This window comes from Gulosibacter sp. 10 (assembly GCF_900163695.1).
Classification (GTDB): Bacteria; Actinomycetota; Actinomycetes; order Actinomycetales; family Microbacteriaceae; genus Gulosibacter.
On record NZ_FUIC01000040.1, the window covers coordinates 1 to 14,908 of the forward strand.

The following is a 14,908-nucleotide window of genomic DNA, read 5'->3' on the forward strand; positions in this document are numbered from 1 at the left end:
TCCTACACGGACAGCGACGCGCTCAACGGACTACACCCTCGTTCGAGAAGAGCCGCATCCTCCCCGCAGGCCCCGCGGACGAGACCCCCGCAGACGACGGACCGAGCCTGCCCTCGAGCTTCACCGTCAACGACATCCTCGAGATCAGCCCCCAGGCGCCGACGCTCAACATGGAGCCCGACGGACTCGGCATCGTCGGACAGCCCGTGAACTTCTGGGTGGACGCCTCGACCCATCAGATGAGCGGCACGCTCCTGAACCGACCGGTCCAGGTCGAGTTCATCCCCGTCGGTGTGCGCTGGGACTTCGGTGACGGCACGACATGGGAGACCGAGAGCCTCGGCGGGAGCTGGGCCGAACTCGGCCTGCCCGAGCTCTCGGACACCGCGACCAGCCACCGCTACCAGGAGAAGGCCACGGTCACCGTCACCGCCTCCGTCAGCTACTCCGCGACAGTGCACATCGCAGGCCGGAGCATCCCCGTCCAAGGCACAGTCACCGCGGCCACGGCGGCCCTCACATTCGAGCTCTTCGTCCAATCGACCGTCCTCGTCCCCAACCCCTGACCGGCATCGAATCCATCCGGTCGCCGAGACGACACAAGTGGCAACGCGCGGCCGCCCAACACCCGGCACCAACAAGACTCAGCACTGCGAAGACTCAGCGCCACCGGATTTCGGCGCCGCCGATGCTCAGCCCCGCGCACATTCAACGCCACCGGGACTCAACCCCGTCGAGGCTCGGACCCGCCGATACGCAACCGGCACACATTCAGCCTCGCCACCGCTCAACCGGCCAAGGCTCAATCCGCCGAAGCGCGACCCCGTAAGCATCCAGCACCACCGGGCCAGCGCTCCGGCCGAACCCAGCGCCGCAGCGCCTCACCGGGCGCCCGTGACCTCCGGCGCGCGCTGCTCGCGGCGGTGCTTCGCGTGCGCCGCCCGCTTCGCGTTCCACGCCCGGATCCGCACCGGCAGCTCCGGAATGCGCTTGATGAACACCGCCGTGCTCGTCACGATCAGCGCCCCGACGAACCAGGCCAGCAGGAACCACACCGCCCCGTCCACGCCGATGCCGCCGCCCGCAATCAGCGACCGGAACGCATCCACCGCGTGCGAGAGCGGCAGCCACGGATGCAGCGCCTGGAACAGCCCCGGCGCCGTCTCCACCGGATACGTCGCACCGGCCGAGGAGAGCTGCAGCACGATCAGCACGAGCGCGGCGAACCTGCCCGGCGCCCCCAGCAGCGCGATGAGCGCCTGATTGATCGCCACGAACGTCAGGCTCACCAGCAAGACCATCAGCATGAGCTGCACCGGATGCGCCACCTCGATCCCCACGATCCGCGTCATCGTCACGAACAGCAGCGCGCTCTGCGCCACGCCCATGATCGCGCCCGGCAGATAGCTGCGCAGCGCATCCAGGCCCGAGAGCATCCGACCGCTCGCACGGCCGAGGGGGTTGTTCATCATGTAGAACGCCATGCCGCCGACCCACAGCGCGAGCGACATGAAGTACGGCGCCATGCCCTCCGCGTTCCGCGGCACCTCGTTCATCCGCTCGTGCTCGAACTGCACCGGGCTCGCCGCCACCTCGCTGAGCTTGTCCGACTCCGCATCCGTGTAGCTCGGCACCGACTCGACGCCCTCGTCCAGCCCCTCGGCGAGCGTGCCGGACCCGTCCTTGAGCTCGTCGATCCCATCCACGAGATCGCCGGAGCCGTCATGCGCCTGCACCGTGCCGTGCCGCAGCGAGGCCACGCCCTCGCGCAGCTGGACCGTGCCGTCGTGCAGCGAGGAGGCGCCGTCCGCGAGATCGCTCGCACCGGTCACCAGCTGCCCCGATCCGTCGGCGAGCTCCCCCACACCGCTGTCGATCTGCGTATTCGCGTCCGCGAGCTGCTGCGCGCCGTCGTTGAGCTGGTTCACCTTGTCCGGCAGCGTCTTGAGCCCGTCCAGGCCGCCGAGGTCCGCGTTCTCCGCGCCCTCGAGCGCCGAGCCCACGCCGTCGCGGAGATCGCCCGCGTCGGTCGCGAGCTGCTCGACCATCGCCTGCTTCTCCTCGTCGCTCAGCGCATCCCAGTTCGCGAGCAGCTCGTCGAGGCTCGTGACCATCCCGTCGCTGCCCGTCGTGAGGTCGCTGCTGTGATCGCGGATGTACTCGATCGCGTCCACGATCGGCGCCGCCTTATCGCTGATGCCGTTCACCGCATCCGCGAGCTGCTGCGTACCGTCCGCGAGCTCCGAAGCGCCCGTCGCGGCCTGCGAGGTGCCGTCGCGCAGCGTCGTAATGCCCGTGTCCAGCCTCCTGGCGCCGTCGACAAGGCTGCCCGCGCCGGTCGCGAGCGCGCCCGATCCGTCCTCCAGCCGGCCCACGGCCGAGGCGAGCTCGCCCGTGCCCGAGACGAGCTGGTTCAGGCCGACGTTGAGCTGCTGGGCCCCGTCGCCCGCCTGCACCGTGCCGTCCTCGAGCCGGCTCGCGCCGTCCGCCGCCGTCGAGAGCTCGCCATGGAGGGTGGTGAAGCCCGCGTAGATATTCGCGAGGTACTCCTCCGACACCTTGCCCGCGAGCGTATCGGCGAGCACCGTGCCGAGCTGGTTCGCGATCGTGCCCGCGAACATGTTCGCGCCGTCGTTCGTCTCGATGCTGAGCTGGGCCACCTTCGGGTCGTCGCCCGCCGGCGAGATCGCGTTCGCGGAGAAATCGGCGGGGATGGTCAGCACCGCGTACACCTCGCCGGAGGCGAGCGCCTGCTGCGCTTCCTCGGCCCCGTACTCCTGCCACGTGAAGTTGTTGCGCTCCTTCGAGTCGAGGAGCTCCGCGGTGAGATCCTTGCCCAGGTCGAGCGTCGTGTCCTCGTGGCTCGCCTCCTGGTCGAGGTTGACCACGGCCGCGGGGATGTTGTCGAGGTTGCCCTGCGGGTCGCTGAAGGAGCTCGTGAGCAGCGACGCGTAGATCAGCGGGATGATCGCGATGCCGATCGCGACGATGATCGCGCGCAGGAGGTTCTTGTTCCGGGTTTCGGGCGCGACGTGCGCCGGCTTCGTACTTGCCATCAAATGCTTCTTCACTCGCAGGCGCCCGTGGAGGGCGCTCGATGTCAGTGGTCGGTGGAGGGGTCGGCGGTCGGTATGGCCGAGGAGAGCTCGGCCTCGCTCGCGCCGGATCCGGTGAGGATGTCGGCGCTCAGCCGCTGGACCATCGCGTCGAGCTCGTCGGCGCCGGTGAAATCGGTGTCGAGCCACTGGAGGACTCGCCAGGTCGCGCCGGCGCCGAGGAATTCGGCTCGGGCGAACGCGACGTCGGGGGTCAGCTCTCGGCGCAGCACGGTGCCGAGGGGCGAGCAGTTGAGGATCTGGTCGGTCAGGTAGTCGACGACGCCCTTGAGCACCGGCACGGCGGCCGGCCCGGAGAAGACGGCGAGGTAGGTCGGCGCGTCCTTCTGCAGCGCGCCGAGCAGGATCGACAGCTTCGCGTGGGCGAATTCGCCCCAGGTCCCGCCCGGCGCCTCGTTCGGGATGAGCCCGAAGATCGCGGTGAGCCGGTGGAGCGTCGTCGCCCGCACGAGGTCGGGCACATCGGCGAAGTGCTGGTAGAACGTGGGGCGGCTGATGCCCGCCCGCTGCACGATCTCGGTGATCTTCACGGCCGCCGGGTCCTCGCGCTCGTCGAGCAGTTCGTCCATGGTCGCGATGAGCGCGTCGTAGGAGCGCGCCGCGCGGGGGTCGAGTTCGGTTGCCATACGGATACTTTACATCTGTAAAGAACATCTCGACAAGCGTCTGCCAGAAAACGCCCAGCCGTAGAGTGGAGGCATGCACGCTCGGAAGTCGCCCTCGCGCCGGCTGCGGATCGCCCTCTCGGCGGTGGCCTGGTTCCACCTGGTCTCATCGCTGGCCGGGATGATCGGCCTCAGCTTCACGGGAGGGATGGGCATCCCGCTCGAATGGCTCGAGGGGAGCGTCTTCGACTCCTACTTCTGGCCGGGCCTGATCCTCGGGCTGGTGGTCGGCGGCGTGCAAGCGCTCGCGCTGGTCGCGCAGTATCGTCGCTACGACCTCGCGTGGGGTCTGCACGCCGCGGCCGGGCTGGTCATGATGGTCTGGATCTTCGTGGAGATCGCGATCATGCTCGTCTGGATGCCGTTGCAGGGCGTCTGCTTCGCGACCGGGCTCCTGCAGACCGCGCTCGCCGTGCTCGCGCTCGGCGCCGCGCCGCGTCCGCTGCTGCGCCGTCGCAGCCGGGAGTGAGGCCGCGAGCGCCCTCCTGGAAACGAATGAGGCCGGACCGCAGAACGCCTCTCGGCGGAAGGCCGCTCGAAGCGGCAAAATGATGGAGCCCGGGGTTACTGCGGCCCGGCTCGCACTAGTTTAGGGGCTCGAGTGCTCGATGCAAGCGCGTTCACCCAGGAGCGAAATCCTCAGTCGAGGCGCCCTCGGCGCTGCAGGCGCGAGGAGGCGCTGAGCTCCTTCGCGAACTGCAGGTAGCGCGCGGAGCGGCGGGTCGCGCGGTGCGCCCGGACCGGGTTCACGTTCTCGTCGTCGGCGGCGATGCTCGCGCAGCCGATCGACATGACGGCGGCGAACGCGGCCGCGCGGTCGAGCGCGTCCGCGAAGTCGCCGGTGAAGGCGCCGTGGAGGATCGCCGTGGTGAGCGCGCGGATCTCGCCGGGACCGGTGGGCTCGGCGGCGCCGGCCACGATGTGGTGGATGGACGTGTCGGTCGCGGCGCCGTGGCGGTAGACGTAGCTCGAGACCTGGGCGTTGCGGGCGATGGCCTCGTGCACGAGGTAGAGGCGCCACAGCGCGCCGGGCAGGGATTCGGGATGCGCGGCCGACCAGAGCTGGGCGAGATCCTCGAGGCCGTTGGTGCGGGCGAAGCCGACCGTGCGCTCGACGACGTCGGGGTCGTCCGACTCGCGGACCCGGTGCAGCAGCGCCTGCGCCGTGTCGTGGGCGAGACGGCTCGTGACGGCGGGATCCTCCCCGCCGATGAACGACTCGAAGGCCTCTACGGGCATCCGAACCGGACGATCGAATTTCTCCAAGGGCCCTCCTTCCGACCACGGCGACTCGCGCCGCGGGCGAAACGGCACGGGCTTAAGTCTGCCGTGCATCGAGGAGGATCGCGAGCGCGGTCCCAGGGTTCCGCCGCCGGCGCAACCGGGAATACGGGCGGATGCCCGGGACGTTATTAGTCTTGTCGTATGGCACTTCGAAGCTCCTCCCCCGCCGAGCGCGGCGACGCATCCTCCGACCGCGACGAGTCGCTCAACAGCGGGCCCAGCGCGAAGGCGCTGCCCGAGGCCGGGGAGAAGCGGATCATCGGCGGCGTGGTCGTGCTCGCGCTGATCGGCTCGATGTTCCTGCCGTGGTGGAAGACCGCGTATCCGCTGCGCTACCAGGCGGAGCAGCTCTCGGGATGGGACCTGCTGGGCGTGGGCTTCAACTTCGGCACCTTCGCGCCGGATACGCAGTTCAGCGGGTTCGGCAACTTCCTGCTGGGCGCCGTGACCACGGTGCCCGTGCTGCTGCTCGCGCTGCTGCTCCTCGTCCGCATCGTGCGGCCGCGCCTCATCCCCGCGTCGACGATCGCCGTGTGGTCGCTGCTGTCGCTGCTCGGCATCGGCTGGCTGCTCGTGCTCGGGTGGACGCAGATCAACGCGATGTTCGGCGAGTTCGCCGTGCTTCCCGGCGCGCTCGTCGCGGCGATGGCCGAGGCCTTCGCGATGATCGCGCTGTGGAACTGGTGGCGCCGCGGCGAGCGGGGCCTGTGGCCGCGCCGGGGCAAGCTGCGCCTGCGCGCCAAGGAGTACGACGAGGCGGAGCCGTCGTCGCTGGATGCGCTGATGGGCGAGCAGGAGCGGTCGTCTACCGAGGAGATCAGCACCGAGGACCTCTCGGAGCAGGAGCCCGCCGAGGCCGAGAACGCGTCCTCGGAGGCGGACGCGGAGACGCCCGAGTCGCGGTAGTCTTGTCCGTGGGCCTATAGCTCAGTTGGCAGAGCAGCGGACTTTTAATCCGCGGGTCGTGGGTTCGAGCCCCACTGGGCCCACTCCCCTCCCGTCTTCGAGCGGAGCAGATGATGTGGTCGGTGATCATGCAGAGACGCGAAGACATCGAGCGCGTCTGCAAGCGGTACGGCGTCTCGCGACTCCGCATCTTCGGCTCCGCGCTCACCGAGCGTTTCGACCCGGAACAGAGCGACATCGACATCCTCGTCGATTTCGATGCCGACGCCGAGCGCACCTTTCAGGCCTTCTTCGCGCTGCAAGAGGAGCTGGAAACGGTGCTCGGTCATGATGTCGACCTCGTCGAAGCACGGAATATCCGCAACCCCTATATCGCTCGCTCCGTGTTCGACACCGCACTCGATGTCTATGCAGCCTAGAACACCGGCGCATCTCTGGGACGCCTTGCAGGCCGCGAAGAAGGCGGAACAACTCGTCGCTGCGCCGATGACCACGGACCAGTACTTGCAGGATTGGATTCGCCAGGCCGCGGCGGAACGACAGCTGGAGATCATCGGGGAGGCGCTCAACCGTATTCGTAAGCATGATCTCCCCACCGCGGAACGAATCCCCGACCTTCACGCTGTCATTGCGACTCGTAACATCATCGCCCACCGATACGACGTGGTCGATCACCTTCGAGTCTGGAAACTCCTGCGCGAAGACATTCCTGCACTCATCGTCGCGATCTCGACGCTCCTCGGGGAGTTCGGACCGGCGCATTAGAGGGCGGCCTTCGAATCCCGACGACCGGACCTGGCTGCAGATCGACCGACGCCGTAGACACGCCCCTCGCACACCCGCCACGTGCATATGAGGACGGCCACTGGGAGTCGTCCCGCCGGAGCGCCGTCCGACGGGCCGCCCATCATCCCGCGCCGAAGCGCCCCGAGTACCATCCGGGGCACCCGCCGCGCGCATCAAGGGAGAGCAGCGATATGAGGCCACTCCGATACTCGATCAACATCACCCTCGACGGCTGCTGCCATCACGAGGCGGGTATCCCGCCGGACGAGGAGTCGATGCGCTACTGGGCCGCCGAGATGGAGCGCGCCGACGCCCTGCTGCTCGGCCGGGTGACCTACGAGATGATGGAGTCGGCGTGGCGGAAGCCCTCCACCGGCGCATGGCCGGACTGGATGGAGGAATGGGAGGTGCCGTTCGCCGAAGCCATCCACCGGGCCAGGAAGTACGTCGTGTCGAGCACGCTGAGCGCCGCCGACTGGAATGCCGAACTCGTAACCGGCGACCTGGGGCAGGCGGTTCATGAACTCAAGCAGGAGCCCGGCGAGGGCCTATGGGTGGGCGGGGTGACGCTTCCCCTGACGCTGGCCGATCTGGGGCTGATCGACGAGTACGAGTTCCTCGTGCAGCCGGTCCTCGCCGGCCGCGGGCCGACGCTGCTCGCCGGCCTCCGCGAGCGCATCCTGCTCGAACTCGTACATCGAGAAGCGTTCCGGTCGGGGCCATCGCCCTGCGCTACCGGCCCGTACGGGACGCGGCCTGACGAGCCCCAACGCGTCAGGACCGCGCGCAACGGACGGTCGCCGACCGCCCATCCCCCACGGTACCCCTCCTGCCAGGGCTCGCCAAGGGGAGCTCAGCTGATCGCGGTGAACCGTCCGCGGCGGTGCTTCGGCGTCTCGATCTCGTCGAGGATCGCCAGGGCCAGGTCGTCGGCGGAGATCGTGGATGCGCCGCCCTCGTCGCGCAGCAGCACATCGCCGCCCAGCACGTAGCGCCCCTTCGACGGCGTGCCGAGCCAGGCGCCGAAGTCCTGCGGCGGGCTCACGTAGAACCAGTCGAGCGAGTCGGGGCTGTGCTTGAGGAGCTCGAACGCGTTGAGCCCCGTCTCGATCTCCGGCTTGACGTCCGCGGGGATCTCCTCGTGGGAGAGGTCCCAGACGCTCGGGCCGCCCTCGGCGACCAGCAGCGAGGACGCGCCCCCGATGTAGCCCAGCCGCGTCGACGTGCCGTCGAGCAGCTCGACGAGCGCTTCGACGATGCCCTCGAGCCTGCCCGCCATGTCGCCGCGGGGCGACAGGGCGACGACGACCGCGTCCCGCCCTGAGACGACCTCGGCCAGCACCTCCCGATCGAGCGCGGATCCCGCCCGGTACTCGACGCCCTCGACCTGCGCCTCGGGCAGCGTGCGGCTCAGCGCCGTCACGTCGTGCCCGCGCCGACGGGCCTCGGCGACGACCGCCGTGCCCGCGTAGCCGCTCCCGCCCAGTACTGTGATTCGCGCCATGCTCGGCTCCTTCTCCGATGAGGTTCGCCCCGCCCGGATCCGCGCGGAGTCCTGTCCCCGTCGATAACCCCGAGCGCCCGGCGGATATTCCGCCGCCCGCCCCGGTTGCGCGCCGACCATCATCGGACCGGTCGAACGCAGCCCGGATCGCGCGCCGCGCCTGCGCTCAGCCTGTCGACTCGGCTCCACCCGCACCTGAAACACCCCGGGCCCAGGCGCTCGACACCGACCGGGCCAGGTCGCCGACCCCGTCCTCGGGAAGCACATGCTGCGCATTCCCCCCGAGCACCAGCTCGGCTACCCCGTGCGCGAGGGACCAGAGCTCGGCGGCGCGGCGGCTCGCCTCGTCTGTCGGAAGGTGTCGCCCCAGGACGGCCTCGAGCCGGGCCTGGATCCGGCACGTCTGCTGCAGGAGTTCCGCGTGGCCGGCCTTATCGATCCCGTGGGCGAACATCACCTCGAAGCGGGCGGGATCCTCCCGGGCGAAACGAACATACTCGTCGGCGATGCGCATCGCGGTTCCGACGAACCCGTCCTCGAGACGAAGACGCTCGAATCGCTCCTCCAGCTCGACGAATCCCGCCAGCGCCGCCGCGGCGAGCATGTCGTCCCGGTCGGCGAAATGCCGGTACGGCGCGGAGGAAGAGACCCCCACTCGCCTCGCGGCCTCGGACACGCTGAACCCTCGCGCCCCGCGCTCGCGCACCAGATCCGCGGTCGCCGCCAGGAGCGCATTGCGCAGATCGCCGTGGTGATAGCCGCGTTCGGACATTCTCGGAACACCTCCATGTTGGAGTCTCTCACATACGCCGCGTACTGTGATGTGTCAGCCCCTTACATTGCTCGTGACGAGCACCCCCGCGAAAGGAATTCACATGCGATACGAAGGAAGCACGGCACTCGTGACCGGCGCCAGCTCGGGCATCGGCGCGGAGTTCGCCCGGCGCCTCGCACGCAGCGGAGCCGACGTCGTCGCGGTGGCGCGCCGCGTCGATGCACTCGAAGCGCTCGCCGACGAGATCACGGCCGAGACCGGACGGAGCGTGCGAGTCGTGCCGTTCGATCTCGTCGCCGAACGGAGCGGATACCGCCTGGCGGACCGTCTCCGCGAGGCCGGGATACGAGTCGATACGGTCGTCAACTGCGCAGGCACGGGATCGACGCGCGAACTACTCGCCTCCTCCGAGGAGGAGATCCGCCGACAGCTCCGGGTGAACGTCGACGCCACGGTCGAGGTATCCCGCGCCCTCCTCCCCCAGCTGATCGAGTCCGGTCGCGGGACGCTCGTCAACATCGCGAGCCTCACCGCCTACATGCCGGTACCAGGGATGGCGGTGTACGCGGCGTCGAAGTCGTTCGTCGTCCGGTTCACCGAAGCACTGGCGCACGAGACCCGGCGTACCGGCGTCACCGTCATGGCACTGTCGCCCGGACCTACCGCGACGGAGTTCTACCGCGCGTCCGGCACTGCGCAAGGCGGCGTCCGCTTCCAGACTCCGGAGCAGGTCGTCACGACCGCGTTCCGCGCATTGGAGCGGCGAAACCCGCCTGTCAGCATCATCTCGGGAATGCGGAATCGCTGGATCAAGCGGCTGCTCGCGTTCCTCCCGAAGCGGACTGTACTGCGCCTGGCGACATCCAGACCAGCCGAATCCTGACACCCGATAGCGCCCGGGCATCACCCGCCGTCCAGGCGATCGAGCAGATCGACCGCGGCGTGCATGTAGTCGCTGATCCAGCGGTCGTAGATGCGCTTGATCGGCAGCGGCGCCAACGACAGGCGTCGCTCGCGGCCGATTCTGCGCCCTGTGACGAGCTCCGCCCGCTCCAGCACCCGCAGGTGCTGGAGCACGGTGGTTCGGTCCAGCTCCGGCAGCAGCGCGCACAGCGATCCGGTGGTGTGCTCGGACCGCTTCAGCTCGTCGAGCATGCGCCGACGCACCGGCGAGGCGAGGGCCTTGAATACGCGGTCGTCATCGGAGCCCTTGTCGACCGGATCATTCATGTTGTAAATTTACAACATGAATGGCAACGAAGCCCTGACCGAACTCTCCTTCACCGTCTCCGGGCGCGTCGCGCGCCCGTGCGCCGAGGCCTACGAAGCAGTCGCAGACCCCGCCCAGCTCTCCCGCTACTTCACCACCGCCGGCGCGCGCGGCCGCCTCGAAGCCGGCGCCGAGGTCCAATGGGACTTCGCCGACTTCCCCGGCGCCTTCCCCGTCGTCGTGGTCGAGGCCGACCCGCCGCGGCGCATCGTCATCGAATGGGGCGGCGAGGCCACCCGCAGCGAAGAGGGCACCACCCGCGTCGTCTTCGAGTTCGAGCCGATCGACGACGACACCCGCACGCTGATCACCATCACCGAGACCTCGTGGCGCGCCACCGTCGACGGCGCCAAGGCCGCCTTCGGCAACTGCGAGGGATGGGTCGGCATGCTCGCAGCGCTCAAGGCCTGGGTGGAGCACGGCGTCAACCTCCGCGAGGGCTTCTACCGCTGACCCGCATCCGGTCGGCATCGGCCCGTAGGATGCCCGACATGGGATCTCGATACGACATCGCCGTCTACCGCGGAACGACGCTGCCCGACTTCATGCAGGCCCTCGACCGCGAGGAGCCCATCGGCCCCGTCGTCGAGGGGCCGTGGGCGGGCGCCTCGCAGATGACGATCGCGCAGGTCGACACCGCCAACGGCCCCAATATCGTGGTCGCGGCGCCGCCCATGCGACGGCCTCGCGGGATCGACTCGCGGCTCGCGAAGCGACTCGGCGCCGAGGCGCTGTTCGCCACCGTCTGGGACTCGGTCTCCACCTACAGCCTGCGCGTCGTCGGCGAGGGCGTCGACCGCTCCCTCTCCGCCGAACCCGACGAGGAGGATGGCGGGGCACCACTCGCCTCCACCCACGGCGAGCCGCTTCCGGAGGAGCCCGGCTGGCCCGACCTCGACGAGGCCTACGTCCAGCAGGTGTTCAAGGGCCGATGCGGCATCGACCCCGGCGTCCTGCCCACCTACGACGCCGTCTGGTACGCCTACGCTCCCGGAAAGTGACCTGCCCGGGCTCTCCGCTCGATGATCGCCCGTTCACCACCACAGATCATTGAGCAGCCAAACGAGATAGATGATCCCCAACGACCCGATCCCGCCAAGAACGATCGCGGCGATCGCCATCCCCATTCCCGCTCCCGAGGCCTTGGCGCGCTGATATCCGTACATGCCATGCAGCATGGCTCCCGCTCCTAGGTACGGACCAAAAAGAGTGATCGAAGCAGGGATAAACCCGAGAACGATACTGGCGACACCCATTACGAGGCCCCACGCTGCGGGAGAGTTCTTTCCCGCAGCGACATCGCGCTCGTGGTTGAAGATCGACCCCGAGGCCGGCACCGGCGAGGCGACGGGCTGCGCTCTGGCGGCTTGCACCTGCGGACGGCGTATCGGCCGGCAGTGCTCCGTCCAACGAACGCCATCCCACCACCGCTCCATGCCGGGTGCATTCCGATCCGGGTGCCAACCGGGAGCCGGGCGGTTGACGTTGGGCGACGGGTAGGACATTCCATCTCCTGAACTCGTGAACAAGGTTGCCGACGCATGGTCGAGTCTGACTTTCCATACTATAGTCTGGCTTTCCACACTGACGTACGCGGGGGAGGCCACTGTGCTTGAAGGGTGCCCCACCCTTCCCCGAACTTCGAAGCGCTGCGAGTGCGCCTGGGCCGCCTCCGTGCGGATAGAGGATGGACATACGACCAACTCGCGGAGATATCCGGAGTCAGTCGCGCCACGCTGATCGCGATGGAAACCGCGACCCCTCGCAGCCGACGCCCCGATCGACCGGCCTCGAGAGGTTCGCTGGAGTCATGGTGGAAGGTGGCGCACGCATTCGGCTTGCCCGTAGCGGATCTGCTCTCCGCTCTGGACGACTGACCGGTCCTGTCGATCCAGGCTCTCTCTTCGCAGCTCCTCCCCCTCCGAATCTTGGTCGCAAACGGTGGGTTTCGACCGGTCAGAACCGCAGAACGCGGCCAAGATTCGGCGTAGGAGGCGGGGTAGCCTGGGGCGGCAGAGCAGCCCCGACCCGAGAGGAGCGGTGCCCCGATGGCCTTCACCGCAGAAGACGAATTCCGCCGCGACGCCAACTACATCGACGACCGCGTCGTCGCCGATCCGGATGCCTTCGATCCCGCCACCACCGCCTCCGGCCGAGGCCTCCCCTGGCCCGTGGAGCCTGGACGATACCGCCTCGTCGGCGCCCGCGCCTGCCCGTTCGCGCACCGGGCCATCATCGTCCGCCGCCTGACGGGCCTCGAGGATGCGCTCTCGCTCGGCCTCTGCGGGCCGACGCACGACTGGAAGTCCTGGACCTTCGACCTCTACGAGGACTCGATCGATCCAGTGCTCGGCGTGGGCCGGCTGCGCGACTGCTTCCTGCGCCGCTTCCCGGAGTACGACAAGGGCATCACGGTGCCGACGCTCGTGGACATCGGCACGAAGCAGGCGGTGACCAACGACTTCACCTCCCTCGTCGCCGACCTCGCCACGGAATGGCGCTCCCTCCACTGGGCCGGCGCGCCGGACCTCTACCCGGAGCCGCTCCGCCCGCAGATCGACGCGATGATCGACCGCATCGCCGGCCCGATCAACTTCGGCGTCTACGCGTGCGGCCTCGCGGACGACCAGGACGCCCACGAGCGCGCGGCGGCCGAGCTCTTCGGCGCCCTGGACGAGCTCGAGGCGCACCTCGCCGAGCAGCGCTACCTCGTCGACGACCGGATCACCCTCGCGGACGTGAACCTGTACGCCACCCTCATCCGCTTCGACTGGGCGTACCACGGCCTGTTCAAGTGCAACCGCGCCAAGATCGCCGAGATGCCCAACCTCTGGGGCTACCTGCGCGACCTCTTCCAGACCCCCGGCTTCGGCGACACCACGAACTTCCCGCAGATCATGGAGCACTACTACACGGTCATCACCGAGCTCAATCCCAACCGCATCGTCCCGGTCGGCCCGGATCCTGCCGCGCTCTACACGCCGCACGGGCGGGAGACGCTCGGCGGCAGCCCCTTCGGCGACGGCGTCGCGCCATCCGCGCCGCCGCCCGAGGATGTGCTGCCCGGCGACGAGCGCGGCGCGTTCGCCTGACCCCTCCCCCTCCGAATCTTGGCTACGTTCGGTCGGTTTCAGCCCGCGAAACCGACCGAACGTAGCCAAGATTTGGGGAGGCAGTTCGGGGGCGGGCAGGGAGGGCGGTCAGGCGTCGGGGGCGAGGATCGGACGCGGATCGAAGGTCACGCGGATGGCGGTGATCAGCCCGTCCTCGACGTGGCTCCAGTTCACCGTGGGAATCGGCTCGGTGGTCGCGGTGTGCAGGTCGAACCAGCTCATCGCGTCATTCCCCTCCACGACGCGGGCGTCGAGCGTGAGATCGGTCATGATCGACTCCGCCATGCCCCGCAGCCCGGCGATGCACTCGTCGGCGCCATCCGCCGTGCCGAGCACCCCGCGGAACCGCACCTCGGGATGCAGCACCGTGCGGAGTCGGTCGAAGTCGCGGTCGCGCCACGCCTCGAAGTAGGTGGTCGCCGCCGCTCGGGTCGTCTCGGTCGGGTTCATGCGCATGCTCCTGTCGTCGTTCGTGCGCTTCCAGCCTCGGGCACCTCGACCCATCCGTCCAACAGCGGATAGAGATCGGAACTATCCTTCACAGTGATGGAACTGCATCAGCTGCGCTACTTCCTCGCGGTCGTCGACGAGGGCAGCTTCACCGCGGCCGCGGGGCGGATGCGCGTCAGCCAGTCCGGCATCAGCACGCAGGTGCAGAAGCTCGAGCGCGAGCTCGGCCTCGCGCTCATCGATCGCTCCGCCCGCCGCATCGCACTCACCCCGGCGGGCGAGCGGCTGGTGCCGAGCGCCCGGAAGGCGCTGGCCGCCGTCGCCGAGGTGACGAGCACCGCGGACGACATCCGCGGCCTCGTCACCGGGTCGCTCCGCGTCGCCACCGTCACCGGCATGGCCTGGCCGCCCCTCTTCGACGCCCTCGCCGCCGTGCACGAGGCGCATCCCGGCATCGATCTGCGCCTGCACGAGGGCAACTCGGCCGACATCCTCGACGAGGTCGCGGCCGGCATCGCCGACATCGCCGTCGCGGCGTGGTCCGGGCCGCCGCCCGACGGCCTCGAGCACGCCGTCGTCTTCGACGATCCGCTCGCGGCCGTCGCGCATCCCGAGCATCCGGTCGCCCGAGCCGAAGGCGTCGAACCCCGGGAGCTCGCCGCGCTCGACCTCATCGCGCTCCCGCGCGGCACCGGGGCCAGGACCGCGCTCGACGAGCTGCTCGCCCGCGCGGGCGCCGCGGGCGAGGTGCGCTGGGAGGTCTCCTCTCCCGCCTACCTCCGCATGCTCGCGGCCCGCGGCATGGGCGTGGGGATCGTCAGCGCGACGACGGCGCGCGGATGGCGGGACGTGGCGGTCCTCCCGGTCCTCGACGAGGGCATCCGGTCCCGCCTCGGCGTCGTCTGGCGCCGGCACCCGGCCCCCGCCGCCCGAGCGCTCCTGCACCGCCTCATCTGACCCAATCCGCCTCCCAGACCGAATCTTGGCCGCGGAACACCGCCATGCCCGGCACCAGCGGCAGGATCGCCGCCGTGGTCAC

The 14,908-nt window shown here is 69.3% G+C and carries 19 protein-coding genes, 1 tRNA gene and 1 pseudogene; 13 read left to right on the forward strand and 8 right to left on the reverse strand.

The genetic code is table 11. From position 1 onward, the window contains the following. Positions 1-566 (forward strand): hypothetical protein (locus FM112_RS17295; RefSeq protein ID WP_176386844.1); only part of this gene is annotated, 566 nt, incomplete at its 5' end. Between the two features lie 315 nt (positions 567-881). Here the strand turns inward: FM112_RS17295 and FM112_RS14190 are convergent. Both FM112_RS14190 and FM112_RS14195 read right to left on the reverse strand, forming a co-directional pair. Further along, positions 882-3,056, reverse strand: a complete 2,175-nt coding sequence (locus FM112_RS14190) for a YhgE/Pip domain-containing protein (RefSeq protein ID WP_087008743.1) — start codon at positions 3,054-3,056, stop codon at positions 882-884. 44 nt (positions 3,057-3,100) lie between these two features. Continuing rightward, the gene (locus tag FM112_RS14195; RefSeq protein ID WP_140400710.1) at positions 3,101-3,742 is read right to left on the reverse strand and encodes a TetR/AcrR family transcriptional regulator; all 642 of its coding nucleotides are present in this window, start codon (positions 3,740-3,742) and stop codon (positions 3,101-3,103) included. Positions 3,743-3,815: 73 nt separating this feature from the next. On the opposite strand from FM112_RS14195, the gene FM112_RS14200 reads away from it, so the two are divergent. Beyond that, positions 3,816-4,250, forward strand: coding sequence for a hypothetical protein (locus tag FM112_RS14200; RefSeq protein ID WP_254910514.1), 435 nt, complete (start codon positions 3,816-3,818; stop codon positions 4,248-4,250). 170 nt (positions 4,251-4,420) lie between these two features. On the opposite strand, the gene FM112_RS14205 is transcribed toward FM112_RS14200, so the two are convergent. Then, a complete protein-coding gene (locus FM112_RS14205; RefSeq protein WP_176386845.1) occupies positions 4,421-5,047 on the reverse strand; it encodes a DNA-directed RNA polymerase subunit beta in 627 nt (208 codons plus the stop codon). Between the two features lie 159 nt (positions 5,048-5,206). Here FM112_RS14205 and FM112_RS14210 point away from each other — a divergent pair, with 159 nt between their 5' ends. From FM112_RS14210 to FM112_RS14230, 5 genes and pseudogenes are all read left to right on the forward strand, one after another. Continuing rightward, a complete protein-coding gene (locus FM112_RS14210) occupies positions 5,207-5,971 on the forward strand; it encodes a hypothetical protein (RefSeq protein WP_087008747.1) in 765 nt (254 codons plus the stop codon). Between the two features lie 10 nt (positions 5,972-5,981). Then, a tRNA-Lys gene (locus FM112_RS14215) sits at positions 5,982-6,054 on the forward strand. A gap of 45 nt (positions 6,055-6,099) precedes the next feature. After that, on the forward strand, positions 6,100-6,390 hold the full coding sequence (locus tag FM112_RS14220) for a nucleotidyltransferase family protein (protein ID WP_087008778.1): 291 nt from the start codon (positions 6,100-6,102) through the stop codon (positions 6,388-6,390). Then, a complete protein-coding gene (locus FM112_RS14225; protein WP_176386846.1) occupies positions 6,374-6,736 on the forward strand; it encodes a DUF86 domain-containing protein in 363 nt (120 codons plus the stop codon). The genes FM112_RS14220 and FM112_RS14225 overlap by 17 nt, the downstream gene beginning before the upstream one ends. Before the next feature lie 212 nt (positions 6,737-6,948). After that, positions 6,949-7,517: pseudogene (locus FM112_RS14230) on the forward strand (dihydrofolate reductase family protein). 93 nt (positions 7,518-7,610) lie between these two features. Here FM112_RS14230 and FM112_RS14235 read toward each other — a convergent pair. Together FM112_RS14235 and FM112_RS14240 are read right to left on the reverse strand one after the other, a co-directional pair. Further along, entirely contained in the window at positions 7,611-8,261 is a 651-nt protein-coding gene (locus FM112_RS14235; RefSeq protein ID WP_087008750.1) for an NAD(P)-dependent oxidoreductase, read from the reverse strand. 166 nt (positions 8,262-8,427) lie between these two features. Beyond that, positions 8,428-9,033 carry a TetR/AcrR family transcriptional regulator gene (locus FM112_RS14240; protein WP_087008752.1) on the reverse strand — a complete coding sequence of 202 codons (606 nt, stop codon included), beginning with the start codon at positions 9,031-9,033 and terminating at the stop codon, positions 8,428-8,430. A 103-nt stretch (positions 9,034-9,136) separates the two neighbouring features. Between FM112_RS14240 and FM112_RS14245 the strand changes: the two genes are divergently transcribed. After that, positions 9,137-9,919, forward strand: coding sequence for an SDR family oxidoreductase (locus FM112_RS14245; RefSeq protein ID WP_087008754.1), 783 nt, complete (start codon positions 9,137-9,139; stop codon positions 9,917-9,919). Between the two features lie 20 nt (positions 9,920-9,939). Here the strand turns inward: FM112_RS14245 and FM112_RS14250 are convergent, their stop codons facing one another. Next, entirely contained in the window at positions 9,940-10,266 is a 327-nt protein-coding gene (locus FM112_RS14250) for a helix-turn-helix transcriptional regulator (protein ID WP_087008756.1), read from the reverse strand. Positions 10,267-10,282: 16 nt separating this feature from the next. Here FM112_RS14250 and FM112_RS14255 point away from each other — a divergent pair, with 16 nt between their 5' ends. Next, positions 10,283-10,759, forward strand: coding sequence for an SRPBCC domain-containing protein (locus tag FM112_RS14255; protein ID WP_087008759.1), 477 nt, complete (start codon positions 10,283-10,285; stop codon positions 10,757-10,759). A 38-nt stretch (positions 10,760-10,797) separates the two neighbouring features. Continuing rightward, complete coding sequence (locus FM112_RS14260; RefSeq protein WP_087008761.1) at positions 10,798-11,307, forward strand: hypothetical protein; 510 nt, start codon at positions 10,798-10,800, stop codon at positions 11,305-11,307. Between the two features lie 33 nt (positions 11,308-11,340). Here FM112_RS14260 and FM112_RS14265 read toward each other — a convergent pair whose 3' ends face one another. Continuing rightward, complete coding sequence (locus FM112_RS14265) at positions 11,341-11,811, reverse strand: DUF2510 domain-containing protein (protein ID WP_087008763.1); 471 nt, start codon at positions 11,809-11,811, stop codon at positions 11,341-11,343. A gap of 150 nt (positions 11,812-11,961) precedes the next feature. On the opposite strand from FM112_RS14265, the gene FM112_RS17725 reads away from it, so the two are divergent. Both FM112_RS17725 and FM112_RS14275 read left to right on the forward strand, forming a co-directional pair. Next, positions 11,962-12,183, forward strand: coding sequence for a helix-turn-helix transcriptional regulator (locus FM112_RS17725; RefSeq protein ID WP_369678176.1), 222 nt, complete (start codon positions 11,962-11,964; stop codon positions 12,181-12,183). A gap of 171 nt (positions 12,184-12,354) precedes the next feature. Continuing rightward, positions 12,355-13,398, forward strand: coding sequence for a glutathione S-transferase C-terminal domain-containing protein (locus FM112_RS14275; protein WP_087008767.1), 1,044 nt, complete (start codon positions 12,355-12,357; stop codon positions 13,396-13,398). Positions 13,399-13,506: 108 nt separating this feature from the next. Here FM112_RS14275 and FM112_RS14280 read toward each other — a convergent pair whose 3' ends face one another. Beyond that, complete coding sequence (locus FM112_RS14280; protein WP_176386847.1) at positions 13,507-13,869, reverse strand: nuclear transport factor 2 family protein; 363 nt, start codon at positions 13,867-13,869, stop codon at positions 13,507-13,509. 96 nt (positions 13,870-13,965) lie between these two features. Between FM112_RS14280 and FM112_RS14285 the strand changes: the two genes are divergently transcribed. Next, entirely contained in the window at positions 13,966-14,826 is an 861-nt protein-coding gene (locus FM112_RS14285) for a LysR family transcriptional regulator (RefSeq protein WP_087008771.1), read from the forward strand. Positions 14,827-14,908 lie beyond the last annotated feature (82 nt).